The organism is Paenibacillus sp. FSL R5-0378, from assembly GCF_038009285.1.
In the GTDB taxonomy this organism is placed as follows: domain Bacteria; phylum Bacillota; class Bacilli; order Paenibacillales; family Paenibacillaceae; genus Paenibacillus_AQ; species Paenibacillus_AQ favisporus.
This window is the reverse complement of the sequence record NZ_JBBPAY010000001.1, coordinates 2,296,635-2,321,478: the sequence shown is the minus strand read 5'-3', so window position 1 is coordinate 2,321,478 and position 24,844 is coordinate 2,296,635. Positions and strand designations below refer to the sequence as shown.

Genomic DNA, 24,844 nt, shown 5'->3' with positions numbered 1-24,844 from the left:
GTTCCCCCTAGGATATATTTAATGCTCATCTTGCTGCCGGTTACCCGAAACGCCCGGAAATATAATCTTCGGTACGGGAGTCCCGCGGGTTGGTAAACAACTCCTTGGTATCGTCGGCTTCGACGACTTCCCCGTTCAGGAAAAATACCGTGCGGCCGGAAATCCGGGCAGCTTGATGCATATTGTGAGTAACCATAACGATGGTATAGGTCTCCTTGAGCTCCTGTACCAATTCCTCAATCTTTAGTGTCGAAATCGGATCGAGCGCAGAGGTCGCCTCATCCATCAGAAGAATGTCCGGCTGAACCGCCAATGCTCTGGCAATGCACAAGCGCTGCTGCTGTCCGCCCGAGAGGCTGAGGGCCGAACGCTTCAAGTAATCCTTAACTTCTTCCCACAGCGCAGCCTGGCGCAGGCTCTGCTCCACAATTTCGTCGAGCACCTTCTTATCGCGCGTGCCGTGCAGACGGGGGCCGTAGGCAATATTGTCGTAAATCGATTTGGGGAACGGATTCGGCTGCTGGAACACCATGCCCACCTGCTTGCGAAGAGCTTCCACGTGCACGTCATTGCCGTAAATATCTTTGCCGCCGATCTTGACGGAGCCTTCGATATGCGTGCCTGTGATCATGTCATTCATCCGGTTCAGCGTCCGCAGCAGGGTCGACTTGCCGCATCCGGAAGGGCCGATAAAGGCAGTAATCGTTTTCTCGGGAATGTCCAGGTCTATATTTTTAAGCGCATGAAACTGCTCGTAGTACAAGTTCAACTGCTCAATATCGATAATATCTTCCATTTACAATCGCTTCTCCTTTTTTCAAAAAGGGTCTATGAAGTTCAGTTCATCTATATGGCACCTATCTATAGTAATGCCGTTATGTAAATGCTGTGTCCCACAATTGTAAACGCAATGTAAAATGTGTAAACTAGCAGATCCAATATTAAGCAAAAGAACTTCCCTTTTCCAGTTCCTGCCTGATGACGGCGGCCCGCATGGCCGTATCTCCCGCCAACCGGTTGACGGTTTCACCGCTCCCCTCCACGTGCTCGACCGCCTTTTCCAGCTCCCCGAACATTCGGCTTCGTTCGCCTAACAGCTCCGCGCTTGCCGTGATTTCGCCCACTCCGGCCGTGGTTAAAGCCCCCGTTTCCTTCGCCAGCCGGCTGATGCTTCCAAGCAGTCCGGAAATATCCGCCGCCAGCTGACGCGTCTGTCCTGCGAGCGATCTGACTTCAGCAGCGACGACCTGAAAGCCGCGTCCGTGCTCACCGGCATGCGCCGCCTCGATCGATGCGTTCATGGCCAGCAGATTGCTTTTATCTGCCAGCTCCGAAATGGTCCGGGTTAATGCCGAGATCGTGTCGACATCCTGGATCAGCCGGGCCACCTGCTGCTGATTCTCGTTCATCCGTTCCACCACATTAGAATAGGACTGGCTGACCTCATCCAGCTTGCTGCGTCCGTTCAGCGACCATTCTTTCATCCGGCGGCATTCTATCAGCGTGGCGTTCGCTGCCTCCGCTACCTTCTGCAGCGATTCCTCCATCCCGGTGACATGCCTGAAGCTCTCCGCTACCGTCTGCCTGCGCCGCTGCTCAGCCCCCGTCTGAAGCAGGCCCGACATGATCATCAAATCCAGGACCGTCAATACGCCTGCCAGCTGCCCGTGATCCGTCAAAATGACGCAGTCATAAAATTGGGATTCGGGACGGTCCAGCGCCTGCTGAATCAGCAGTCCGGGATCGGCTCCAATGTCGGCAATCAGGGGCTGCATATCTGCAAATCTCTCCACCGGACGGGCAAAATACAGATCAGCACCGAACCGGCCGGTCAGCCTCCGGTAAAAGGTGTCCCGCATGACCAGCCCATACGGCTCGCCCTCTTTTCCTCCGATGACCACGCAGGGAAGATCCGGCTGCTCCTTGATCAGCTCCAGAACTTCACGGCAGCTCGTCTGAGCGTCCAGCAGCGGAACCATCCGGCAGTATTCCGCCGGCGTGGGGCGATCCCCGGAATCTCTTCCCCCTTGCGTGCTTGCTTCAGTATGGCCTTGTGCGGAGGCGTTACCTTCTTGAGCTCGGTTTCCATTTGCACGAATGCTTTGTTCCAGATCGGCGTACAGTGTGGACAATATGGCCCTCCCCCTCTTCGGCTCTCTAGTCTTTAGCCGCATCATACCTCCCGAGCGTTAAGAGAATATGCGGACAATGTAAATTGTATGTAAACCTATGATCAAAGAACTAGTTCCTTAGGTCTAATGCATACAAAAAAAGAAGCTCCCTCCTTTTATTCCACAGGATGAGAGCTTCTTTTTTTATTGACGACCAGCTTATAGCCAACGCCGCGGATGGAATCGATATGAACGGATTCGGGGTCGAGTTCCAGCTTCTTACGCAGGGAACTGACATGCACATCCACCGTCCGCTGACCCCCGATGTAATCAAAGCCCCACACCGCGTTCATCAAATCATCCCGGGTCAGGACAACGCCGGGTTTGCGGGCGAGGTACAGCAGCACTTCAAATTCCTTCGGCCGCAGATTAATGCTGGTACTGCCCAGCATCACCTCGTATTTCTCCGGATAAATTTCCAGCTGTCCGAGCGTGATGGCCGAGGTAGGCGATTCCGGAACGGCCGCCGCTTCCTCTCCGGGACCGGAAACTCTACGGAGCACGGTGCTTACGCGCGCCAGCAGCTCCGAAACCCCGAACGGTTTCGTAATGTAGTCGTCGGCGCCCAGCTTAAGGCCCTGCACGACCTCTTCCTCCGCGTTTTTGGCCGTCAAAATAATCACCGGCGTCTCCATTCCCTTGCTGCGGAGTTTGCTCAAAATGTCAAATCCATTCATTCCCGGCAGCATCAAATCCAAAATAATGAGGTCGTAAGGCTCATGGGCGGCCCGCTCGTACCCGGACGTGCCGTGGTCTTCAATCGTGACATCGTAGCCTTCCTGCGTCAAGTTGTACGAAAGCAATCTGGCGAGCGTCGGCTCATCCTCGATTACCAACAATCGTTGAGTCATATTCACCGGTCCCCCTGTTTCTTGTATCAAATGAATGAATGCTGACAAGCAACATCTTATCATCTGATTGTTAACGCTGTGTAAAAGAATACATGATGTTTACCTTTTTCCAAAGATAAGCCTATTGTCTCTAACGAAAAGGGGGAATATTCCAATTCCCCCGTTTACACACCGTCCTGCTCCTGAAGCATCGGAAGCTTAACGGTAAACGTGGTGCCGATGCCTAGCTCGCTTTCCACGGAAATCGCTCCGTGGTGGAGTTCAACGAGATGCTTCACGATCGAAAGCCCCAGCCCGGTTCCTCCCGAGCTTCTCGATCTTGCCTTATCCACCCGGTAAAAGCGTTCGAAGATCCGCGGCAGGTCCTTCTTCGGAATGCCGATGCCTGTATCGGAAACGGCGAATACGACTTGTTCGTTCCCGTCGGCGTCCTGCTGATCGCGCACGGACAGCTCGACTCTGCCGCCATCCTGGGTATAGCTGATCGCATTTGAGAGCAGATTGATAAAAATCTGCCGCAGCTTGTCCTCATCCGCTTCGATAAACAATTCATCGGGAATGTCCGTCTGCAGCGTGATCCTTTTTTTCTTGGCGACCGTGCCGAGCGTCTCCATCATCGTCCCAAAGAACGTGGACACGTCGACGGGAGCGTAATCCATCGGCGACTGCTTGGATTCGATTTTGGACAAATCCAATATATCGCTGATCAAACGGTTCAGCCGCTCGCTCTCATCGAAAATGATCTGCAGAAACGACTTGGCCGTTTTCTCGTCATGGACGCCGCCGTTCAGCAGGGTTTCGGCAAAGCCCTTGACCGCCGCCACCGGCGTCTTGAGCTCATGGGACACATTGGCCACAAACTCGCTGCGCATATTCTCCAGCCTGCGGATCGCGGTAACGTCCTGCAGCAGAAACAGCATGCCGCTGAACTCTTTGCCGTTTTGTTCCCGGAACATCGGAACCCCGTCCATGCGGAGGATCGTTTCCTGCGGAATGTAGACCTTCCGCTCTTCGTGGATTTCGATGCGCTCGGAGATGCCTTCCTTGATCAGCTTCGTCAGTTCGTAGTACTGCTTCAGTTCATCATAAGAGCGGCCGGTAATTTGTTGGGCACTCACGCTCAGCATGTTCTGGGCGGCCGGATTCACCAGCGCGATCTTCCCTTCGGCATCCACAAGCAGAATGCCTCCGGTCATATTGTCGAGCACGCTCTGCAGCAAACCCTCATTGTCCTGGATCGTTTTCAGCTGTGTCTGCAGGCTGTCGGCCATCCCGTTGATCGCCTTGCCCAGAAGGCCGATTTCGTCCTTTCTGCGCAGGTCGACGCGAGCGTCGTAATCCTGCTGCGAAATGCGTCTGGCCACCCGGGTGATTTTCTCCAGCGGCGACGTCATCCCGGATGCGATACGGTAGCTGATCAAGGCTGCCACGGCGAACAAGATGATAAGGCCGACAGCCATGACCATCCAGCCGTTCCGGACACCCTCATCGACGGATTTCAGGCTGACCGACAGCCGGATGAAGCCATCGAAATTCGCGCCGGAAGTCACCGGCACCGCCACATACAGCATATTCTGACGGAGCGTATCGCTGTAACGGATGGCGTGCCCCACCCCTTCTTTCGAAGCCGTCACAATCTCCTCCCGCTTGCTATGGTTGTCCATTTCCAGCGGATTGCTCTCCGAATCGCCGACCACGGTGCCGTCCCTTTTAATAAAGGTCACCCGCGCTTCCGTCAGCTTGCCGAGCTTCCCGGCTTCGCCGGTATAATAGCTGACCGCATCCGCCCCCTGCATCGGTACAAAATCAAATGTGGTGCTGAGCAGCTTTATTTCGCGGACCATATTCTCTTCAAGTCCTGTAATATGCGATTTCTTGAACACCTGGGCCATCGTAATGCCTGCCCCAAGCATAGATACGCCGATCATCACCATAAGAATCAGCGTCAATCTGATCCGAAAAGGTTTCATGGGTCCCTTCCTTTATCCTCAAGTTTCCTCTTTTTCTATTCCTAATCCTAACGTGAATTCTGCCCTTTGACCAGTGGAAAATGGACAGCCCTGTTCCGGGGTGCCTCTTCCCGGATATAATAATATCTATCCAGATAGATTGAACAAAAGAAATGAAATTAAAGTCCTCTGATGGTCCGTTAACAGGAATTTCAGCGCTAAACTTTAGGTTCAATCTATCCAGCTTCGAAAGGAGAACCGAACGTTGAACTATCATTTTTCAGCTTACATGTACCGTCTGCAGTATATCCAGCGCTGGAGCCTGATGCGCAGCACCTCGCCGGAAAACGTGGCGGAGCACTCCTATCACGTCGCTCTGCTCGCACATATGCTCTGCCATATCGGCAACGTCTTCTTCGGGCGCCGGCTCAACGCGGACCGTGCCGCTTCCCTCGCCTTGTTTCACGACGCGGCGGAGGTGTTCACCGGCGACATCGCCACGCCGGTGAAGCATAACAACCCGCGGCTCCTCGGAAGCTTCCGCGAGATGGAGCAGATCGCCGCGGAGCGCCTCGCCGGCATGGTGCCTCCGGAGCTGCAAGCGGTCTATTGCCCCCTCCTTCATCCGGATACGGTGGATGAACAGGAGTCCGAGCTGCTGCGCTATGTCAAAGCCGCCGACCGGCTGGACGCGTACCTGAAGTGCACGCGCGAGGTTGCTGCAGGCAACCGGGAATTCGCCGCCGCCAAGGAGCAGACACTGGCGAAGATCCGCCAGATGAAGCTCGCCGAGGCGGATTATTTCCTGGAAAATATGGCGCCGAGCTTCGAAATGTCGCTGGATGAGCTGTCCGCCGACGATGAAGGCGGCAGTAATCCAGCCGACACTGCCGACGATGGAAATCACGGTAGCAGTCCGGAATGAAGCGGCCCTCTGACGCCACCACCAAAAAAGGTTGTACCCGGAGTTTCTTTTTCCGGGTACAACCTTTTGTTCAAGGAATGCTTGAAGTCAATCCCTTTGGGTAACAACCGATCCAAATATGGGCTGCGAATGCCAGACGTTACAAGGCGTCGCCGCCCTTTTTTAACGTTCCGCTCGGCTTAGCCGTTTACGACTTCGCCGCCGTTCACGTGGATCACCTGTCCGCTGACATAGGACGAGTCATCCGATGCCAGATAGACATAGGCCGGCGCCAGCTCTTCCGGCTGACCCGGACGCTTCATCGGCTGCGACGCGCCAAACTGGCTTACCTGCTGGGCATCGAACGTGGACGGAATGAGCGGGGTCCAGATCGGCCCCGGAGCGACCGCGTTCACGCGGATGCCCTTCTCCACTACGTTCATGGACAGCGCGCGCGTGAAGCTGACGATTGCGCCCTTCGTCGAAGAGTAATCGATCAGCGTCGGGTTGCCTTTATAGGCCGTAATAGAGGCCGTGTTGACGATCGCGCTGCCATTCTTCAGATACGGCATCGCCATCTTAGTCATAAAGAACATGCCGAAAATGTTCGTACGGAACGTCTTTTCGAGCTGCTCCTTCGTAATGTCCTCAATTTTCTGCTGCGGATGCTGTTCCGCCGCGTTGTTAATTAGAATATCCAGTCCGCCCAGCTCCTGTACTGACTGGTTTACGGCGTTTTTGCAGAAGGACTCGTCTCCGATATCGCCAGGGATCAGCAGGCATTTGCGTCCTTCCTGCTCGATCTGGCGCTTCGTTTCTTCGGCGTCCCCGTGCTCATTCAGGTATACGATCGCGATATCGGCACCTTCTTTAGCGAAAGCTACGGCCACCGCACGGCCGATTCCGCTGTCGCCGCCGGTGATGATCGCCTTTTTGCCCTGCAGCTTGCCCGCGGCTTTGTAATCCTTGGGCTCGTATTTCGGTAGAGGGTTCATTTCCGATTCCGTCCCCGGCTGATGATTCTGATGCTGAGGAGGCAAAGTCTGTTTAGATTGCGATTGCGAATTTCCTGACATCATTCATTCTCCTTTCACGGATGGGTTTCATCGGTGCACATGCCATCACATTCCGTATTAGGATGGCATATGACGGATGGATTATTCTCTACCGTTGATACTTACCACATCGCTCCCGGAGTTAAACAGTAGAAGACCGCTCTCCATTCAAGAAAAAGCAGTCCATGGATCATTTTTGTCAAAAAAAGATGACCCCGCAATGCGGAGTCATCTTCAAACGTTAGAACCTATTACTTAAATAATGTGGTTGTAGACCATGAAGAAGGTCATAATCAGCAGGCAAATCGCCAGCAGGGCGCTGAGCGTACGGATTTTTCCCATTTCTACGGAAATATCCCTTTTTTCCTGAATGCCCTTGATCGCCAGCCGGAGCGGCTTGCCCATGATTCCGCTGATTGCGCCGAGCGCCAGCAGCAGGATGACAATAATGATCATCCACGGCACGGAATAGTCGCCTTGGCTCATCAGATAGCCGCCTGTCAGCAGCTGGATAACAAGGCCTACTTGAGCAAACGTATTGAGGCTGCGGATGGCTGCCGCGCTGCCTTCCTGAGCAGGGAGTGACAAACCGGCCACTTTACCTACAACGAATGGCAGAACCAGATAGAATCCGAGAGCCAACGCTCCCAAAATATGTACGAAAAACATCACAGTGGTCATTCCATTTCCTCCCCGCGTGCTTGTGTTTCCATAACATTCATTATACTTATAAACCTTTGAAAAGAAAAGAAAACCTCCATGGTTGTCACACATTAGAGGTTTTCTTGTTCAAAGTTTGGACACGAATGGTCCCGCTTATACATTCACTACAGCGATGACATTGCGGACCGAATCGGCCGATTGATCCAGCGCCGCTTTTTCTTCGGCCGTCAGCTCCAGCTCGAAAACTTTCTCGATGCCGCTGCCGCCTAGAATCGTCGGTACGCCTAGGAAAATGTCATGGTAGCCGTATTCGCCGTCAAGGCGCGCGATGACCGGTATAATCCGTTTCTTGTCCTTGATGATGGCTTCCGCCATTTGCACCAATGAGGCAGCCGGGGCGTAATACGCACTGCCGTTGCCGAGCAGGTTGACGATTTCGCCGCCGCCGACGCGGGTGCGCTGCACAATCTCCTGAATGCGCTCCGGCGATATCAGCGTGTCGATCGGAATACCGCCGACGCTGGAATACCGCACGAGAGGCACCATGTCGTCGCCATGGCCGCCAAGCACAAAGCCGCGCACATCCTCGACGGAGACGTTCAGCTCCTGCGCGATAAACGTGCAGTAGCGGGCCGTGTCAAGAACGCCGGATTGGCCGATCACACGGTTTTTAGGGAAACCGAGCGTCTTGTAAGCGACATGCGTCATGGCGTCCACCGGATTGCTCAGGATGATCACGATCGATTCCGGCGCAACGCGTTTTACGTTATCGCAGACCGATTTAACGATGCCTGCATTGGTGTTCACGAGGTCGTCACGGCTCATGCCCGGTTTGCGGGCAACGCCGGCCGTAATGATCACGATGTCGGAGCCAGCCGCATCATCGTAATTCGAGGTACCGATGATCTGACTGTCAAAGCCTTGAACAGGACTCGCTTCCAGCATGTCCAGCGCCTTGCCCTTGGTTGGGTTCTCCAGTTGAGGAATATCCAGCAGCACCACGTTGCCAAGTTCCTTTTGCGCGAGCATCAGCGCCGTCGTGGCACCGGTAAAACCGGCACCCACAACGGTAATCTTTTTACGAGTCAAGGCCATGATCGGATCTCTCCCCTACATGTTTTTGATAACTTCGTCAGCAAACTCGGAGCATTTAACTTCCGTCGCGCCTTCCATCAGACGGGCGAAATCGTAAGTTACCGTCTTATTGTTAATCGACGTTTCCATGCCTTTGTAGATCAGATCAGCCGCTTCCTGCCATCCCAGGTGCTCAAGCAGCATAACGCCGGACAGGATAACCGAACCCGGGTTCACAACGTCTTTGTCCGCGTATTTCGGAGCTGTTCCGTGCGTTGCTTCAAAGATCGCGTGTCCTGTCACATAGTTGATGTTCGCCCCTGGAGCGATACCGATACCGCCGATTTGTGCAGCAAGGGCGTCGGACAGATAGTCACCGTTCAGGTTCAGGGTTGCAATCACGTCGAAGTCCGTCGGACGAGTCAGCACCTGCTGGAGAGCGATGTCGGCAATCGCATCCTTGATGATGATTTTGCCTTCGGCTTCAGCGGCTTTTTGAGCGGCATTCGCAGCGTCTACGCCGTCTTTTTCCTTGATGATGTCATATTGTGCCCAAGTGAACACTTTATCGCCAAACTCCTGTTCAGCCACTTCGTAACCCCAGTTTTTGAAGGCGCCTTCGGTGAATTTCATGATGTTGCCTTTGTGAACGAGCGTCACGCTCTTACGGCCGTGCTTGATGGCGTATTCTACTGCAGCGCGAACGAGACGCTTGGAGCCTTCGGAAGATACCGGCTTGATTCCGATACCGGAAGTTTCAGGGAAACGGATTTTGTTAACGCCCATTTCTTCCTGGAGGAATTTGATGACCTTCTTCACTTCCTCCGAGCCTTCCTTGTACTCGATACCTGCATAGATGTCTTCCGTATTCTCGCGGAAGATGACCATGTCGACCAGCTCAGGATGCTTAACCGGAGATGGCACGCCGTTGAAGTAGCGCACAGGACGCAGGCAAACGTACAGGTCGAGCTCTTGGCGCAGGGCCACGTTCAGGGAGCGGATACCGCCGCCGATCGGCGTAGTCAAAGGTCCTTTGATTGCTACAATGTACTCGCGGATAGCTTCGAGCGTATCGTTCGGCAGCCACTCCCCGTATGTATTGTAGGCTTTTTCGCCGGCAAATACTTCATACCAAGCGATTTTTTTCTCGCCGTTGTAAGCTTTCTCAACAGCCGCATCCAAAACGCGCTTGGAAGCTCTCCAAATGTCGCGGCCGGTGCCGTCGCCTTCGATGAACGGAATAACTGGATTGTTCGGAACCTGCAGCTTGCCGTTCGTTATTTCAATCTTTTCACCTTCGGTAGGGAGTGCAAATTTCTCGAGTTTCATGAATAAATTCCTCCTTATAGTTTTCGTCGGGCATCAGATTTCTGCCGGGACAAGCACAAAGCCAGAGGGAACCGCCCGTGCCCGGGTTGATCGTTCACGGTGTTCCCCCTTTTTCTATTATACCTTAAGAACGCTGCTCAATCGGAACATATTTTTGATCCGTTTGGCCGACATATTCGGCACGCGGACGGATGATGCGGTTGTTTTCATATTGTTCCAGAATGTGCGCCGTCCATCCCGACACGCGGCTGATCGCAAAGATCGGCGTGAAGAGCTCCTGCTCGATGCCAAGCTGAGTATATACGGAAGCGGAGTAGAAGTCCACATTCGGCTTCAGTCCCTTCTGGGCAGTCACGATGTCCTCCACTTTGACGGACATTTCGTACAGGCTTGTATCCCCTTTCATTTCACCCAGCTCGCGGGACATCTTCTGCAGATGCTTGGCGCGGGGATCCCCGTTTTTGTAAACGCGATGGCCGAAGCCCATAATTTTGTCTTTATTGTCGAGCTTCTCTTGAATGTAAGGCTCAACTTTGTCGATGCTTCCGATTTCGTTCAGCATCTTCATGACCGCTTCGTTGGCACCGCCGTGCAGTGGGCCTTTCAGAGCGCCGATCGCCGATGTAACGCCGGAGTAGATGTCCGAAAGCGTCGCCACGGTTACGCGCGCAGCAAACGTCGAAGCGTTCAGCTCATGGTCGGCATGCAGCACGAGCGCCTGGTCGAGAGCCTTCACCGAAGTCTCTTCAGGTGTTTCACCTCTGAGCATATACAGGAAGTTTTCGGCAACCGACAAGCCTGCTTTCGGTGCGACAGGCTCCTGGCCTTTGCGGAGACGGGCCATGGCCGCAATAATCGTAGGGAGCTGCGCCTGAAGACGGATCGCCTTGCGCTCATTGGCTTCACGGCTCATATCGTCGGCTTCCGCATCGTACAGCGCCAGGGCCGATACGGCGGAACGGAGAGCTGCCATCGTGCTCATATCTTTAGGGTACAATTTCATTTGTTCGATCAAAGCATCCGGAATTGCGGCATAGTCGCTGAGGTCCTGCTGAAGACGACTCAATTCGTCCTGATTCGGCAGTTTTCCGAACCAGAGCAGGAAAGCCACTTCTTCGAAGCTCGCGTTCGCTGCCAGGTCATCAATGTTATAACCGCGGTATGTGAGCACACCGTCGACAATCGAGCTGATGGAAGAAGCTGCGGCAACAATTCCTTCCAGACCTTTGGTAGCTGTCATCGTACATCTCTCCTTCGTATAACGGAATTTTAACAACATGCATGAACCGTGAAAACAGTTACATTTTACTGAAAAGAAAAACGTCCATCGACGCAATCCACAGCAGACAGGCCGTGCCATAATGCCGTTAACGCGGAACCGGGCGGGCTGTACTCTCCTGTTCGGATCCCGCAAAACCGTTGTCCGCTACTCTACCTGACACCAATCGCCAAGTAATGGAACCATATATTATCATAAAGTATTTTGACGTCTATGTGAACAATTACAAGGTGACAGGAAACATCAAATTGTTTTATCAGCCGAATAAACAATTTTTTATCAGGTATGCTCTTCCTGCCGCTAACGGCGGTAAATCTTAATGTTTCCATCTTTCATCTTCCGCTCGATCCACTTCAAAATGACATAGCGGTACAAGGGCCGAGTCAGCGGAAATACCATCGTAAACCCGATCAGGTCCGTCACAAAGCCAGGAAGGACAAGCAGCATCCCTCCGATAAACACGCATAAGCCATCCACCATGCTCCGGCCGGGAACCTGGCCTGAATTCATTTTGGCCCGCGAATCCTCCAGCACCTTGCGCCCCTCAAAGCGCATCATCAGCATGCCGATTCCGGATGTGACGATGGTCAGCAGCAGCGTATTGGCCGCTCCTACCCGGGTAGCCACCCATTCGAAGCCGAATATTTCGACCACCGGAACGATAATGATCAGGGCCAGCAGCCATTTTCTGAACGCGGTCATGCCTCTCCTCCTGTAATCGACTTGGACAGGGCCGTATACAGCGCAGGCGAGTGCTTGTCGAGCCTTACGGGCTGCCAGTCCCGGTTCAGCCACACATGCTGCGTCGAACCCGTGACGAGCACTTCTCCAGGCAGTTCTTCGCCGATCTTATACCCGCTGCCGGCAAACGTCGCCTGCTCCTGTTCGGATCGTCTTCGGATTTCATAGATATAGTCAATCCGCAGTTTGGTGAACCGCGTCATTCTCGTAAAAATCGTAATCATGTCGTCATAGCGCGCCGGCTGCACAAACTTCATGTCAAGCTCCGTGACGGGCAGAAACAAGCCCTCATCCTCCATACTGCGGTAAGTAATGCCCAATTCGCGGATCATTTCGGTCCGGCCGATTTCAAACCAGTTTAAATAATTCGCATGGTAGACGACAGCCATTTTGTCGCTTTCCTGATAGCGTACCCGGAGTGACGTCGTAAACCAGCGGCTGAGCTGAATGCCGTTATCTTTTCCCATCCTCCACTGTTCCCTTTCTTGCTGTAATTAATGTCCTTCAATTTAGTATAACATAAGGGATGCCTGCTTCTGAAATTTGCCCGGTATCAGCAAAAAAAAGCCTGCCAGGAGTGAATCCTGACAGGCTTTTCTATGAAATGGATCTATTCGGTAGGCTAGCGGCGGTCTGCGCCGCAGTCCTCTTATGCGTTTGGAATTTGGCTGACTTTCACCAGGTTCGTCGAACCGGATTGTCCCAGCGGAACCCCTGCCGTAATAACAACCAGATCGCCCGGTTTTACGAGACCGGACTCCAGGCCGCCCTTCAAGGAGTTCTCGAACATTTCATCCGTCGATGTAGCAGTCTTGCCTGGGACCGGCGTAACGCCCCAAGTCAGAGCCAGACGACGCAGCGTGCGCTCCTGCGTAGTCACTGCGATGATCGGTGCTTCCGGACGGTACTTGGATACCATGCGTGCCGTATGGCCGGATTCCGTCGAAGAAATGATCGCCTTGGCGTTCAGATCCAGTGCGGAAATCGCCACCGATTGGCTGATCGCTTCGGTAATTGTCGTTTCCTGGGCAATCCGCTGCTTCAGGAAAATCTCGCGGTAGTTCAGCGCGGATTCAGCCTTCTCGGCGATGCGGGACATCGTCAGAACGGATTCCACCGGATATTTACCGGCAGCCGTTTCCCCGGACAGCATGATTGCATCCGTGCCGTCGAAAATCGCGTTCGCTACGTCACTCGCTTCGGCGCGTGTCGGACGCGGGTTGCGCTGCATGGAATCCAGCATTTGCGTCGCCGTAATGACCGGTTTGCCGGCAACATTACATTTTTCGATCATGCGCTTTTGTACCAGCGGTACTTCTTCGGCCGGAATTTCCACGCCGAGGTCGCCGCGGGCAACCATCAGACCGTCGGACGCTTCCAAAATTTCATCGAGGTTGTCCACGCCTTGCTGGTTCTCGATCTTGGAAATGATCTGGATGTGCTCTGCGTTGTGCTTAGCGAGCAGCTCGCGGATTTCTTGAACGTCACTTGCTTTGCGTACGAAGGAAGCTGCGATAAAATCGATGCCCTGTTCGATCCCGAATACGATATCGTTCGCGTCTTTCTCTGTGATGCCCGGCAGAGAAATCGCCACACCCGGTACGTTCACGCCTTTTTTGCTCTTGATCGTACCGCCATTGACAATACGGCATTTAATTTCAGTGCCCTCGACTTCCACAACCGTCAGGCCGATCAATCCGTCGTCGATCAGGATCGTCGAACCCGGCTGCACATCACTAGGAAGATCTTTGTACGTGATCGAAATCCGGTCTTTGTCGCCCAGAATTTCTTCGGTCGTCAGCGTGATGTACTCATCCTGCACCAGCTCGATCGGCTCCACGGCAAGCTTGCCTGTGCGGATTTCCGGTCCTTTGGTGTCAAGCAGGATGGCAACGGTTTTGCCAAGCTCGCGGCAGGCTTCGCGGATGTTCTTGATCCGGCGGCCATGCTCCTCGAAATCGCCGTGCGAGAAGTTCAAACGGGCAACGTTCATGCCGGCCATAATCAATTTTTTGGTGTTTTCCAACGATTCACTGGAAGGACCGATGGTACATACGATTTTTGTTTTACGCATTTGGGTTTCCTCCGTTTTATTCTTTAAAGTCTCTCTACCCTACATATCTTTATCCAAAGATTAAATTTACTACAAAACGAAAGTTTTGTATAGGAAGTTTGAAAGTTTGTCATAATACATCATTGCCCAGATCGAACTAATCTATCACACCGACATGCGAAGATTGTTCATAGGCAAACTTGCCGATCTTGCGGAACTTCTGATACCGGTCTTCCTTCAAGGCGGCGCTGTCAAGTCCCGACAGTTCGCCCAGATGGCGTACCAGGCTGTCCTTAATAGCAGCAGCCGTCGCCTCATAGTCCCGGTGCGCTCCGCCTTTCGGTTCCGGCACGATCTCTTCGATCACTTCGAATTCAAGCAGGTCTTTGGCCGTAATCTTCATGGCCTCGGCCGCCTGATCCGCTTTGGACGCATCCTTCCAGAGGATCGAAGCCGCTCCGTTCGGCGAAATCGCCGAATAAATCGCATGCTCCAGCATCAGCACACGGTTGCCGACGGCCATCGCAAGAGCACCGCCGCTTCCACCTTCGCCGATGACCACACAAATAACAGGAACACCCAGAGCGGCCATCTCCCGTAAATTGCGGGCGATTGCCTCGGATTGTCCCCTCTCTTCTGCTGTATTACCCGGATAAGCACCTTTTGTATCAATAAAAGTGATAATCGGGCGTTTAAATTTGTCCGCCTGATGCATCAGCCGCAGCGCTTTGCGGAAGCCTTCCGGATGCGCACTGCCGAAGAAACGGGCAATGTTGTCCTTCGTATCCTTCCCGCGCTGTTGGCCAATCACGGTGACCGGAGTCCCGTTCAGCTTGGCCAGCCCGCCAATGACGGCGAGGTCATCACCAAATAGACGGTCCCCGTGCAGCTCGATGAAATCGCTGAAAATCAGCTGGATCAAATCGAGCGAAGTGGGACGTTGATGATGCCGGGCCAGATGCATTTTCTGGGCGGCCGTAATATTTGAATACACCTCTTCTTCCAATTGGGCGTATCTTTCTTCCAATCTCGCAATCTCGTCGCTAAAATCAATACCCTTGTCCGCTCCGAACTGCTTCAGCTCATTGATCTTCTGCCGCATTTCCACAAGGGGCTTTTCAAAAGGCAATTCTCCTGCCACTTAATATCCCCCTTTCACGGTATGCATCTCGATCAGCTTGTACAGCATTTGGCGCAGCTCTTTCCGGTGGACGACCAAATCCAGCTGTCCGTGCGCCAAATTGAACTCCGCCGTCTGGAAATCATCCGGGAGCTTCTGGCGGATGGTCTGCTCGATAACGATCCGTCCAGCAAAGCCGAACACAGCCCCCGGCTCCGCGATGTTAATATCGCCGAGCGTGGCAAAGCTGGCCGAAACTCCGCCTGTCGTCGGATCGGTAATGACCGAAATGTAAAGGCCGCCTTTTTCGTTAAAACGAGACAAAGCAGCGCTTGTCTTCGCCATTTGCATCAAACTTAGAATACTTTCCTGCATACGCGCTCCGCCGGAGGTCGAGAAAATAATGAGCGGGAGATCCCTTTCGGTCGCAATTTCGATCGCCCGGGTAATTTTCTCACCGACGACCGAACCCATGCTTCCCGTAAAGAAATCGAAGCTCATGACAGCGACGACAACCGGGAGTCCTTCAATGGTGCCTTGTCCGGTAACAACCGCTTCGCGCAGACCCGACTTGAGCGCCTGCTGCTCCAGCTTGTTGGCATATCCCGGAAATTGGAGCGGATCGACCGATACCATACCGCTGTCGAACTCTTCAAATCCTGCATCGTCCAGCGTCATTTGGATCCGTTCCAACGCATTCAGACGCATGTGGTGTCCGCAGTTGGGGCAAACCTTCAGATTTTTCTCCAGCTCTTTGCTGTATTGAATGCTGCCGCATTTTGGACATTTATTCATCAAGCCTTCGGGAATTTCCCGGCGCGGTCTTTCTTCACCCGGCTCGCTGCCTCTTCCTACACGTTCTGAAGGAATGGTCGCGTACTTTCTTTTTTTCTGGAACAAGTCTTTAAACACAACTACACCTCTCAGCCGTTAATTTGCCCAGCCGCTCTTCACTCTGCCTCTATAAACGTCACTTTGTTTCCTTAAAATTAAGGATGCAAAATGGAATTAAGCACTTCCTGGACTTCCTCCAGCTCACCAGAGGGAACCAAAATCTCGAACTGCTGCTTGGATAAATTGATCGGACGGCTTTTAACCAAAAATCCCTCTTCCGTTAATTTGGTCGTGATCATTTCCGCTACCTTGGCGGTAGGTGCGATATAGATGACCGTCCACATTCCTTGCAGAACCCCCTAATCTCATGTTCTGAGCACGTATAATAGAGTAATGATAACATAACTCCGTTTTTTCCCGCAACAAAGTGATGGGACGCGAGCAGGCCGATCAGAGGGTTCGTTCAAGGCCTTCGGGCGTTACAACCCGGAATTTCCGGAAGCGGACGGATACTGCTTGGCTCCCTTGTACCGGTGGGCGATCCTCGCGGATGCCGCGGCGGCGAGCCCGGCGACCAGATCATCGAGAAAAACGTGGATCTCGTCCTTTTTATTGTTCAGGGTATCGATAATACCGATTTTTTCTTTATCCAAAAAACCAAAACTTGTCAGTCCGATCATGCCGTACACGCTCGTAATGCCGAGCGCCAACGTCTCGTCCACTCCGTACAGCGGTTCGTCCGCCTCCATGATCGCCTGCAAAGGCTCGGGAAGAAGCTTCTTCTCCGCCAGCTCGTCAAGCGCCATCCCGGTCATCAGCGTGTACTGCACTTCCCTTTTGCCGAGGACGGCGTTCACGCTCTCCACGCATTCGTCGATCTCCAGTTCCGGATGGTACGGGATTTGCAGTTTATACACGATATCGGCAATGTCCCCGACTTTGACTCCCCTGCGGCTCAGCATGGCAATCGCTGCATCATATGACATGTTTATTCCTCCCGCACGGCACGCCCGCCCCCGGGTCCTTCGAAAAGATGCGTCTGCCCAAGGCAGCCGGGCGGCACATGATAATGTTGTCCCTAGGTGTTCCTAAGTGTATGCGGGAGGCTCGGGAAACGTTCGTAAAATCTGTGTCATTTCCGCAGAAGCCCGAAGGGTCATTGAATTATTGAACTATTGAGCTGTTGCCGGCGGTTGTGCCAGCCGCCCTTTGATCCGTGCTTCTATTTAATCCGGACCGTCCCTTTGCCGAGCATGTTTTCGATCATTTCGAAAAATTCGGGCGACGGTTTGATCCGATAGTTGTCGCTGAGCGCAAGGAGCTTTTGGCTTTGCTCGTAAAAGAGCACCGTGGCCACCGGACCCGGATGCTCCTGAAGCAGCTGCTTCAGCTTGGCAAGCAGGTCCGGGTTCTCCGCTTCCGGCGTAATCTTAACGAAGACGCGCTGCTCCGCCGTTGTGGGGCGGCGCGCTTGTTCCTTCGCCGGGGCGGGTGCGCCGCCGCCCTGCTCCTTGCGCGCCGGGGCGTCGGCCGGCGCGGCAGCATCGCCGGCGGCTGCCTGCGGAGCGGGGCGGCCCGCAGGCGCGCCCTGCCGCCGCGAGGGCCCCGGCCCCGCGGCGAAGGATCTGCCGCCGGCTGGCGCCTGGTTCCGCTTGACCATCTGGGCAAGCGGGGCCCCGGCCAGCGGCAGCACTTCCTCGGCGAGGAGCTTGAAGCCCTCGTCCTGCTGCTGCACCTTGGCGCGCAGTGCCAGCAGCTCGCCCTTGCCGACATAGCTCGAGCTGCGCTTCCAAACTTCAGGGAACAGCACCACTTCGCAGCGTTCGATCTGGTCTTCCAGCTCCATGAAGGCCATCGCTTTGCCCTGCTTGGTCGTGATCGACTTGACGGACACGACCATGCCCGCGACGACCACCTTCGCTTCATCCGCCGCCTCGGCCAGGTTCATCAGCCGCTCGACGCCCGGTTCGTCTAATACTTCATCAAAGTCGTCCAGGGGGTGGCCGGACAGATACAGACCGAGCAGCTCGCGCTCGTGCTCCAGCTGCTGGGAAACGGAAAACGGCGGAATGTCAGGATATTCGATCTCCCAATTCGTCGTTTCGACAAAATCAAACAGCTGGATCTGCAGATCCTCGCGTTCCTTCCGCCATTTGACGGCGGCATCGACGGTCTCGTCCAGCATGGAGAGCAGCTGCGCGCGGTGGCCCGGCAGCGAATCGAAGGCGCCCGCCTGGATCAGCGACTCGATCACCCGTTTGTTGCAGACGCGCAGATCGATCCGGCGGCAGAAGTCGAGCAGGCTTTCGAACGGCTTCTCCTCCCGGACGCGCATCATGTTTTCCACCGCCTGGGTGCCCACGTTCTTGATAGCCCCCAGCCCGAAACGGATATGCCCCGGCCCTTCAGCCGGCTGCCCGTCCTCCGCACTTACCGCCACAGGTGTAAACAACACGCCGCTTTCGTTGACGTCGGGCGGCAGTACCTTGATGTTCATCCGGCGGCACTCCACCACGTATTCCGCGACCTTCCGGTGGCTGCCCATGACGGCCGTCAGCATCGAGGCCATGAACTGCACCGGATAGTGCGCCTTGAGATAAGCGGTCTGGAATGCCAGAACGGCGTACGCTGCCGCGTGGGCTCTCGGGAAACCGTAATCGGCAAAGCGCACGATCATGTCGTATACCTTGTTCGCATCCTCTTCGGTATATCCCTGCTTCAAGCTGCCCTCCACGAAGTGGCTGCGCTCACGGTCGAGCACTTCCCGCTTCTTCTTCGACACGGCGCGCCGCAGCAGATCGGCTTCCCCGAGTGAGAAGCCCGCCATCAGCGAGGCGATTTTCATGATCTGCTCCTGGTACACAATGATACCGTAGGTATCGGCCAGGATCGGCTTCAAATCGTCATGCGGGTAGTCGACCTGGATGGTACCATGCTTCGCCTGAATGAAATTCGGGATAAACTCCATCGGACCCGGGCGGTACAGCGCCACGACCGAGATGACGTCCTCGAATACGCTTGGCTTCAGCTCTTTGAGCACCCGCCGCATGCCGGCGGACTCCAGCTGGAACACGCCGGTCGTATCTCCGCTCCCCAGCATCTCATAGGTCAGCGGGTCATTGTCCGGAACCTGCGCGAAGTCCGGCGCGCTGCCGGTCATTTCCCCGATCCAGCGCATGGACCGCTCGATGATCGACAGGGTACGCAGACCGAGAAAGTCCATTTTGAGCAGGCCGATGCTTTCCAGCTGCTCCATCGGATATTGGGTCAGCGCGGTTCGCTCGCTGCCTTCCTGCAGCGGGACCGCATCGGTCAGCGGGTCGCGCGATATGACTACGCCCGCGGCGTGGGTCGACGCGTGCCGCGGCATGCCTTCGACCTTCATGGCCATATCGAGCATCTCGCGGGTTTTGAGGCTCTGCTCGTACAGCTTCTTCAGCTCGTCGCTGATTTCCATCGCCCGGCGGATGTTGATGCCGTGTGCATTCGGGATGAGCTTGGCCGCCTTGTCCACCTCGCCGTACGATACGTTCAAGGCGCGTCCCACGTCGCGTACCGCCGCGCGGGCGGCCATCGTCCCGAAGGTGATGATCTGCGCGACGTGTTCACTTCCGTATTTATCGGCCACGTACTCGATTACTTCGTCGCGGCGTTCGTCGCTGAAGTCGATATCGATATCCGGCATGGTCACCCGCTCCGGGTTCAGGAAGCGTTCGAACAGCAGGTTGTACTTGATCGGATCAACGTTCGTGATGCGGAGCACGTAAGCGACGAGACTGCCCGCGGATGAGCCCCGTCCGGGACCGGTCACGATTCCCTGCCGGTGCGCATACGCGATAAAATCCCAAACGATGAGGAAGTAATCGCTGAACCCCATGCTACCGATGACGCCGAGCTCGTAGTCGAGGCGCTGGAGAAGCTCTCTTTTTCCTTCTTCGGTGTCCCACAGGCCGGTCGTACTGTAGCGGCTCTCCAGTCCTTCCAGGCACAGGGTCCGCAAGTATTCGGCAGCCGTCTGCCCCTCGGGAAGCGGGCGGTATTCCGGCAGAATGGACCGGCCGAATTCCAGCTCCAGGCTGCATTTGTCCGCAATGAGGAGCGTATTGTCCAGAGCTTCCCGGACATGCGGGAACAAGCGGGCCATTTCCTCTCCGCTTTTCAGGTACAGCTGGTCGGTCTGAATCTGCAGCCGGTCCTCGTCCTCTACCGTTTTCCCCGTACCGATACAGATCAGCACGTCCTGCATGGAAGCATCCTCACGGACGAGATAGTGGACGTCGTTGGTCGCTACGAGCGGAACGTCCAGCTCCCGGGCGAGCTCGATCAGCTGCGGATTGACCCGCTTCTGTTCGGGCAGCCCATGGTCCTGCAGCTCCAGGTAAAAATCTTCGCCGAAAATGTCCCGGTACCGCAGCGCCGCCCGGCGCGCTTCCTCGGTCCGGCCGTGCAGCAGATGCTGGGGCACTTCCCCGCCGAGGCAGGCGCTCAGGCAGATGATGCCCTCATGATGTTTCGCGAGCGCATCCATATCGATGCGCGGTTTATAGTGAAAACCTTCCAAATGCCCGATGGAGCACAGCTTCATCAGATTGCGGTAACCCGTCTCGTTCTTGGCCAGCAGGATCAGGTGATAGATCGGCTGATCCTTGCGGCTGCCGCGCTCTTTGCGGGAACCGGCCGTCAGGTAGGCCTCGCAGCCGATGATCGGCTTGATGCCTTCCGCCACACAGGCTTTATAAAATGGCACCGCGCCGTACATGACCCCATGGTCAGTCAGTGCCAGCGCCTTCATTCCGTTCTCCGCGGCTCGCCGGACAAGGTCCGAGATCCGTGCCGCTCCATCCAGAAGGCTGTATTCGCTATGCACGTGAAGATGCACAAATGAACTCATGTCTCGTCTCCTTTTCGCCGCAGTGATCACTGGTTTTTAACGTTTCATGCACTATTTATTATTTTATCATAATCCGCCTAGGACCGCCCATAGAATGGAATAAGGAAACCGCTGGACAAGGCGTTTCCGACCTCCTTGGGAAAGGACTGGGAATCATGAGCGTGTTTTTATCCAAAGCCATACTGGATTTCTTTATCGCTTTCGGCATCGTGCTGGGCGGTGCGATGGTCGGCGGGATCGGTGCAGTCATCTCGCTGCAATCACCGACACACACCATGCTCGAGGTGGCCGATCGGATTAAAATATGGGCGATGGCGGCGGCGATCGGCGGCACGATCGATCCGATGCGGGTCATCGAGAGCAATTTTATGGGGGGCAATCTTTCCCCCGCCATCAAGCAGGTTCTGTTTCTCCTCTTCGCCTTCCTCGGCGCCCATATGGGCAGCGAGCTGGTCAAATGGGTTTGCGGCGGCAGGGAGTAGCCGATGCGAATTCCTCCGTTCAGCCGATACCGCCATTTCTCCCAGCTGACCGCCGTCTTCGTCTTGGGCGCCGTTATCGGAAGCGTCGTGTATAATTCGGTGTTCCACTCCAGCTTTGACATGCTTTGGGCGTCCAATCAGGACCTGGAGCTTCGGATCCAGCAATACGAGGACGACATCAAAACGCTGAAAAAATACAACAATCAGCAGACCGTGATCAAGGAAATCAAAATCCGTGCGGAGCAGCAGGACCCGCCTCTCGATCCGGTCATCGTCAAGGAAGTGATCCGCAAACTCGGCGAGGATCTGGAGGTGCTGCGGGGCCGGAACATTTTCGATATCGACGAGGACAGCAAAATCGCCCGGAACCTCCTCAATCGTAAAATTTACAGGGTGCGCGATAAGGAATATTCCATCGAAATCAAGACGATGCTGGTGGCGGAGGGCGTGCTCCAGATATGGATCGACATCGAGCCTCAAAGTGTCGCTTCGGTCGGCAAATCGTGATACAATGAGGAATATTGAAGTTATTGACAGTAAAGGAGCTGCAGCATTCGATGATTTCCGTCATCCGCTATTGCCTATTTGCGCTGCTGGTGATTACCTGTTTATGTTCCGCTTACTACAGCTACCGCGCCCGGCGTTCCGCCGATGTCCGTGACCGGGGCTTGTACGGCTCGAATATGAATATCTGCCTTGGAATAATGCTGATCGTGCTTGCGCTGATCTGCATGTTTATTTTCCATGGATCGACCGCCGCGGTCGTTATCGAGGGGCTGTTCCTCGTCCTCGGGGCGTTCAATATTTTCGCGGGCATCCGCAATCGGGGCCATTTCAGCCGCATGAAATCCTCAGATACGAAAGCTTGAACCTGATGCTGCAATTGTCGCAGTGTAATCTGAATCTTCCAAGCGTGGACAAGACCCAAACTTTAACGTTCGGGAGATAATCGGGGCAGGCCACAAACAACAAATAACCGGCACTATCTTTGATCAAAGATGCTGCCGGTTATATTTATGTCTGGCTAAGACCATGGCCAATTCGGCCATGCCCGTTACCTGTTATCCATGCTCGATAGAATGAAGCGTCAGCACGGCCTTGGCCACCAGGCTGTCGTCATGTAGCATTTCGATTTCGATCTTGCACGTCCGCCGGCTCGCCTCCAGCAGCCGCGGCATGACGGTCACCGGATCCTCGATCTGCACCGGGCGGACGAAGTATGTCGACATGTTATCCAGGACAAAGTCATTCCCCGTCATATCCTTCGCCGCCCGCAGCGCCGCCTGCGTCATCACCGTGGTCAGGATGCCTTCCGAAATCGTACCGAGATCCGTCGCCATCTGCGGCGTAATAAAGCCGTGGAAAAAGAGCCGCCCCTCCTCATCCCGCTCATCCGCAAATCCGTTCCAGATCAAATGGTCGAACGTCTCGCCGAGCTGCGGCTGCTTGCGGGCGTCGCGCATGGCCTGAAGCACTTCCTTCCGCGACACGGTCGCCACCAGCTTGCGGTTGCGGTCGACGATCGGCAGAAAGTCCACGCCTTCCCACATCATGAGCTGCGCTGCGGACGCAAGCGAGGTTTGCAGTCCGGCCGTGACCGGATTGCGGACCAGCAGCTTCTCGATGCTCTGCCCATCGGGCAGGCCCTTCATATCGCTCCGGTTCACGATACCGAGCACCCGGTTCCACTCGTCGATGACTGGCAGCCGCAGCTGTCCGGTCTGATCCGCGAGCGCCTTGCAATCCGCCACGGTGCTCGACAGCTTGAGGGCGTGGATTTTGGCCCGGGTGTTGACGATGTCCTCCACGATCATAATTTTCTTCTTGATCAGGCGGTCGAAAATGGCCCGGTTGATCAGCGATGCCACCGTAAACGTGTCGTGGCGCGATGAAAAAATCGGCAGGTCGAGCGTGTCGGCCAGCTCCTTGACCTCCCGGCTCGTACCGAATCCGCCGGTAATGAGCACGCCCGCTCCCTGCTCCAGCGCCAGCGAATGCGCGTCAGCCCGGTTGCCCACGATGAGCAGGCTGCCCGCGTCGATGTAACGGGCCATGGCGTCCACCTCCATGGCGCCGATGACGTATTTATGCAGATGTTTATTCAGTCCATCGGCTCCGCCGATCATGTGGCCTTCCACGATCTCGACCACGTCGGCGAAGGTGAGCTGCTCGGAAATATTCCGCGGCTTCTTCTCGACCCGGACGGTGCCGATCCTTTCCTTGGTCACGACGATGCCCAGGTTTTCGGCGTCCTTAACCGCCCGATAAGCAGTCCCTTCGCTAACGGACATTTCCTTCGCCAGCTTGCGGACCGAAATCTTGGTGCCAATTTTCAGCCCTTCGATATGCTGCAGCAGCTGCTCATGTTTCGTAATCGTTTCATCGCGGCCCTCCAACTGTTACACCCCCACGTTTCTATCTGTACCATACTGTACTATTATATCATGGTTGAGGCCGGAAAATAACAACGCAAAAAAAGCCGCCTCCACGCAATAACATTGCGCAAGACAGCTTTTGATCGCATTTATACATTTTCCTGGCGCTGCTGTGTTTCCTCCGGCCATTTCAGCTGCCACTGCTGCAGCTTGGCCTTACGAATGCGCTCCAGCGCTCTTTGTTTCTCTTCGTCCACCCCAAGCAAATAATGCAGGTGCGAGCCGATTATCAGAAAGGCAAACACGGCCCAGGCCGCTCCGAACCCGGAAGCCCAGGTCCATCCGCCGCTGAAGTTGATCCGGGGCAGAGCGTACACCAGCATCGCCAGAGCGAGAAGTAGGTAAATGGAATGCTTCAGTTTGCTTCTTTTTTTCATCTCATCGCAGCTCCTTCATTTGGTAACTCTATATTTCTACTCTATGAAGGGGTCTGCGAAAATATGAGAAAAGTTTTGTCCAACCTACAGGCTTTGTCCCCCGTACAGATGCTGGAGGCTGTCCGCAATGATTTTGTTCACGTCCTCGATGATCGTGCTGAGGCGGCGCTCCGCTTCAAACAACCGGCGGATGTTCAGGTTCAGGCTGAGCACGTCGAAGAGCTTCTCCATCTTCTCCATCTCCTCCTGGGATGGCATATCCCCGGACATCATCCGCTGCTGAATTTCCATCTGCCGCTGGCGGAAATCCTCAAGCATTTGTTTGCTCTCCGGATCCGCTTCAATCAGACTCATCGCCGAGCTGATTTCCTGGACCTCCGAGCTTTCCTTTAGGGCTTTGGCCAAATCGTGCGCTTTGTCATAAATGTTCATAGGTTGTCATTTCCTCCTTAAATTTGGGCAGTTACCAATCGGCGTGTTTTATGGGAGACGGACCCCTGACTCCCGCGGAAGTGAATCCTGCGATCATTGCAAGCTTTTGCTTTGCTCACAGCTTATCAATCCGCCCGTCTCCGAAAAAATGAAGGGCTGAAATCCCGGTTTTTATAAAAGTGGGTCAATCACCAAGGGATATAT

Annotated in this window: 24 protein-coding genes; 4 read left to right on the top strand and 20 right to left on the bottom strand. The window is 54.7% G+C overall.

Translation table 11 applies throughout. The features are described from left to right. Positions 1-40: 40 nt before the first annotated feature. The 4 genes from pstB to pnpS all read right to left on the bottom strand — a co-directional run bounded on the left by pstB (position 41) and on the right by pnpS (position 4,992). The gene (gene pstB / locus MKY74_RS10915; RefSeq protein ID WP_076170457.1) at positions 41-796 is read right to left on the bottom strand and encodes a phosphate ABC transporter ATP-binding protein PstB; all 756 of its coding nucleotides are present in this window, start codon (positions 794-796) and stop codon (positions 41-43) included. Between the two features lie 145 nt (positions 797-941). Next, positions 942-2,132 carry a methyl-accepting chemotaxis protein gene (locus MKY74_RS10910; protein WP_167372874.1) on the bottom strand — a complete coding sequence of 397 codons (1,191 nt, stop codon included), beginning with the start codon at positions 2,130-2,132 and terminating at the stop codon, positions 942-944. 155 nt (positions 2,133-2,287) lie between these two features. After that, positions 2,288-3,022 carry a response regulator transcription factor gene (locus MKY74_RS10905; RefSeq protein ID WP_076170458.1) on the bottom strand — a complete coding sequence of 245 codons (735 nt, stop codon included), beginning with the start codon at positions 3,020-3,022 and terminating at the stop codon, positions 2,288-2,290. A 164-nt stretch (positions 3,023-3,186) separates the two neighbouring features. After that, positions 3,187-4,992 (bottom strand): two-component system histidine kinase PnpS, encoded by a 1,806-nt coding sequence (pnpS, locus tag MKY74_RS10900; protein WP_076170459.1) that lies wholly within the window; start codon positions 4,990-4,992, stop codon positions 3,187-3,189. A 244-nt stretch (positions 4,993-5,236) separates the two neighbouring features. On the opposite strand from pnpS, the gene yfbR reads away from it, so the two are divergent. Then, positions 5,237-5,896: a 5'-deoxynucleotidase gene (yfbR, locus tag MKY74_RS10895; protein WP_076170460.1), complete on the top strand. Its 660-nt coding sequence runs from the start codon at positions 5,237-5,239 to the stop codon at positions 5,894-5,896. A gap of 179 nt (positions 5,897-6,075) precedes the next feature. Here the strand turns inward: yfbR and MKY74_RS10890 are convergent, their stop codons facing one another. The 13 genes from MKY74_RS10890 to MKY74_RS10830 all read right to left on the bottom strand — a co-directional run bounded on the left by MKY74_RS10890 (position 6,076) and on the right by MKY74_RS10830 (position 20,914). Beyond that, positions 6,076-6,951 (bottom strand): SDR family oxidoreductase, encoded by an 876-nt coding sequence (locus MKY74_RS10890; RefSeq protein ID WP_076170461.1) that lies wholly within the window; start codon positions 6,949-6,951, stop codon positions 6,076-6,078. 234 nt (positions 6,952-7,185) lie between these two features. Beyond that, a complete protein-coding gene (locus MKY74_RS10885; RefSeq protein WP_076170462.1) occupies positions 7,186-7,611 on the bottom strand; it encodes a hypothetical protein in 426 nt (141 codons plus the stop codon). A gap of 135 nt (positions 7,612-7,746) precedes the next feature. Then, on the bottom strand, positions 7,747-8,688 hold the full coding sequence (mdh, locus tag MKY74_RS10880; protein WP_076170463.1) for a malate dehydrogenase: 942 nt from the start codon (positions 8,686-8,688) through the stop codon (positions 7,747-7,749). Positions 8,689-8,703: 15 nt separating this feature from the next. Then, positions 8,704-9,996: an NADP-dependent isocitrate dehydrogenase gene (icd, locus tag MKY74_RS10875; RefSeq protein ID WP_076170464.1), complete on the bottom strand. Its 1,293-nt coding sequence runs from the start codon at positions 9,994-9,996 to the stop codon at positions 8,704-8,706. 124 nt (positions 9,997-10,120) lie between these two features. Next, positions 10,121-11,236: a citrate synthase gene (gene citZ, locus MKY74_RS10870; RefSeq protein ID WP_076170465.1), complete on the bottom strand. Its 1,116-nt coding sequence runs from the start codon at positions 11,234-11,236 to the stop codon at positions 10,121-10,123. 339 nt (positions 11,237-11,575) lie between these two features. Continuing rightward, entirely contained in the window at positions 11,576-11,977 is a 402-nt protein-coding gene (locus MKY74_RS10865) for an FxsA family protein (protein ID WP_076170466.1), read from the bottom strand. Continuing rightward, on the bottom strand, positions 11,974-12,483 hold the full coding sequence (locus MKY74_RS10860) for an acyl-CoA thioesterase (RefSeq protein WP_076170467.1): 510 nt from the start codon (positions 12,481-12,483) through the stop codon (positions 11,974-11,976). Before MKY74_RS10860 ends, MKY74_RS10865 begins: the two co-directional genes overlap by 4 nt. 182 nt (positions 12,484-12,665) lie before the next feature. After that, complete coding sequence (gene pyk, locus MKY74_RS10855) at positions 12,666-14,090, bottom strand: pyruvate kinase (protein ID WP_076170468.1); 1,425 nt, start codon at positions 14,088-14,090, stop codon at positions 12,666-12,668. 136 nt (positions 14,091-14,226) lie between these two features. Further along, positions 14,227-15,210, bottom strand: a complete 984-nt coding sequence (locus MKY74_RS10850) for an acetyl-CoA carboxylase carboxyltransferase subunit alpha (protein ID WP_076170469.1) — start codon at positions 15,208-15,210, stop codon at positions 14,227-14,229. Further along, entirely contained in the window at positions 15,211-16,101 is an 891-nt protein-coding gene (accD, locus tag MKY74_RS10845; RefSeq protein WP_076170470.1) for an acetyl-CoA carboxylase, carboxyltransferase subunit beta, read from the bottom strand. It lies immediately after the preceding gene. Between the two features lie 77 nt (positions 16,102-16,178). Next, positions 16,179-16,367 (bottom strand): glutamate decarboxylase, encoded by a 189-nt coding sequence (locus MKY74_RS10840; RefSeq protein ID WP_076170471.1) that lies wholly within the window; start codon positions 16,365-16,367, stop codon positions 16,179-16,181. A gap of 135 nt (positions 16,368-16,502) precedes the next feature. Next, entirely contained in the window at positions 16,503-17,009 is a 507-nt protein-coding gene (locus MKY74_RS10835) for a phosphatidylglycerophosphatase A family protein (RefSeq protein WP_076170472.1), read from the bottom strand. Between the two features lie 236 nt (positions 17,010-17,245). Beyond that, on the bottom strand, positions 17,246-20,914 hold the full coding sequence (locus MKY74_RS10830) for a DNA polymerase III subunit alpha (protein ID WP_076170473.1): 3,669 nt from the start codon (positions 20,912-20,914) through the stop codon (positions 17,246-17,248). Positions 20,915-21,069: 155 nt separating this feature from the next. On the opposite strand from MKY74_RS10830, the gene MKY74_RS10825 reads away from it, so the two are divergent. From MKY74_RS10825 to MKY74_RS10815, 3 genes are read left to right on the top strand one after another with little or no spacing between them, the layout of a single operon-like run. Next, positions 21,070-21,396, top strand: coding sequence for a YtrH family sporulation protein (locus MKY74_RS10825; protein ID WP_076170474.1), 327 nt, complete (start codon positions 21,070-21,072; stop codon positions 21,394-21,396). A 3-nt stretch (positions 21,397-21,399) separates the two neighbouring features. Beyond that, complete coding sequence (locus MKY74_RS10820) at positions 21,400-21,903, top strand: hypothetical protein (protein WP_076170475.1); 504 nt, start codon at positions 21,400-21,402, stop codon at positions 21,901-21,903. A gap of 14 nt (positions 21,904-21,917) precedes the next feature. Beyond that, positions 21,918-22,265 (top strand): YtpI family protein, encoded by a 348-nt coding sequence (locus tag MKY74_RS10815; protein ID WP_306433629.1) that lies wholly within the window; start codon positions 21,918-21,920, stop codon positions 22,263-22,265. A gap of 192 nt (positions 22,266-22,457) precedes the next feature. On the opposite strand, the gene MKY74_RS10810 is transcribed toward MKY74_RS10815, so the two are convergent. The 3 genes from MKY74_RS10810 to MKY74_RS10800 all read right to left on the bottom strand — a co-directional run bounded on the left by MKY74_RS10810 (position 22,458) and on the right by MKY74_RS10800 (position 24,640). Continuing rightward, positions 22,458-23,792 (bottom strand): DRTGG domain-containing protein, encoded by a 1,335-nt coding sequence (locus tag MKY74_RS10810; RefSeq protein WP_076170476.1) that lies wholly within the window; start codon positions 23,790-23,792, stop codon positions 22,458-22,460. A gap of 128 nt (positions 23,793-23,920) precedes the next feature. Next, a complete protein-coding gene (locus tag MKY74_RS10805; RefSeq protein ID WP_076170477.1) occupies positions 23,921-24,208 on the bottom strand; it encodes a hypothetical protein in 288 nt (95 codons plus the stop codon). Between the two features lie 84 nt (positions 24,209-24,292). Then, positions 24,293-24,640, bottom strand: coding sequence for a YlbF family regulator (locus MKY74_RS10800; protein WP_076170478.1), 348 nt, complete (start codon positions 24,638-24,640; stop codon positions 24,293-24,295). Positions 24,641-24,844 lie beyond the last annotated feature (204 nt).

What these genes read in the sequence shown, in the direction of transcription:
- MKY74_RS10835 (WP_076170472.1), bottom strand. Translation starts at nt 17,009, where the DNA reads ATGTCATATGATGCAGCGATTGCCATGCTGAGCCGCAGGGGAGTCAAA.
- MKY74_RS10905 (WP_076170458.1), bottom strand. Translation starts at nt 3,022, where the DNA reads ATGACTCAACGATTGTTGGTAATCGAGGATGAGCCGACGCTCGCCAGA.
- MKY74_RS10865 (WP_076170466.1), bottom strand. Translation starts at nt 11,977, where the DNA reads ATGACCGCGTTCAGAAAATGGCTGCTGGCCCTGATCATTATCGTTCCG.
- pnpS (WP_076170459.1), bottom strand. Translation starts at nt 4,992, where the DNA reads ATGAAACCTTTTCGGATCAGATTGACGCTGATTCTTATGGTGATGATC.
- MKY74_RS10885 (WP_076170462.1), bottom strand. Translation starts at nt 7,611, where the DNA reads ATGACCACTGTGATGTTTTTCGTACATATTTTGGGAGCGTTGGCTCTC.
- MKY74_RS10860 (WP_076170467.1), bottom strand. Translation starts at nt 12,483, where the DNA reads ATGGGAAAAGATAACGGCATTCAGCTCAGCCGCTGGTTTACGACGTCA.
- MKY74_RS10890 (WP_076170461.1), bottom strand. Translation starts at nt 6,951, where the DNA reads ATGTCAGGAAATTCGCAATCGCAATCTAAACAGACTTTGCCTCCTCAG.
- MKY74_RS10820 (WP_076170475.1), top strand. Translation starts at nt 21,400, where the DNA reads ATGCGAATTCCTCCGTTCAGCCGATACCGCCATTTCTCCCAGCTGACC.
- icd (WP_076170464.1), bottom strand. Translation starts at nt 9,996, where the DNA reads ATGAAACTCGAGAAATTTGCACTCCCTACCGAAGGTGAAAAGATTGAA.
- MKY74_RS10830 (WP_076170473.1), bottom strand. Translation starts at nt 20,914, where the DNA reads ATGAGTTCATTTGTGCATCTTCACGTGCATAGCGAATACAGCCTTCTG.
- pyk (WP_076170468.1), bottom strand. Translation starts at nt 14,090, where the DNA reads ATGCGTAAAACAAAAATCGTATGTACCATCGGTCCTTCCAGTGAATCG.
- MKY74_RS10840 (WP_076170471.1), bottom strand. Translation starts at nt 16,367, where the DNA reads ATGTGGACGGTCATCTATATCGCACCTACCGCCAAGGTAGCGGAAATG.
- MKY74_RS10800 (WP_076170478.1), bottom strand. Translation starts at nt 24,640, where the DNA reads ATGAACATTTATGACAAAGCGCACGATTTGGCCAAAGCCCTAAAGGAA.
- pstB (WP_076170457.1), bottom strand. Translation starts at nt 796, where the DNA reads ATGGAAGATATTATCGATATTGAGCAGTTGAACTTGTACTACGAGCAG.
- citZ (WP_076170465.1), bottom strand. Translation starts at nt 11,236, where the DNA reads ATGACAGCTACCAAAGGTCTGGAAGGAATTGTTGCCGCAGCTTCTTCC.
- MKY74_RS10825 (WP_076170474.1), top strand. Translation starts at nt 21,070, where the DNA reads ATGAGCGTGTTTTTATCCAAAGCCATACTGGATTTCTTTATCGCTTTC.
- MKY74_RS10805 (WP_076170477.1), bottom strand. Translation starts at nt 24,208, where the DNA reads ATGAAAAAAAGAAGCAAACTGAAGCATTCCATTTACCTACTTCTCGCT.
- mdh (WP_076170463.1), bottom strand. Translation starts at nt 8,688, where the DNA reads ATGGCCTTGACTCGTAAAAAGATTACCGTTGTGGGTGCCGGTTTTACC.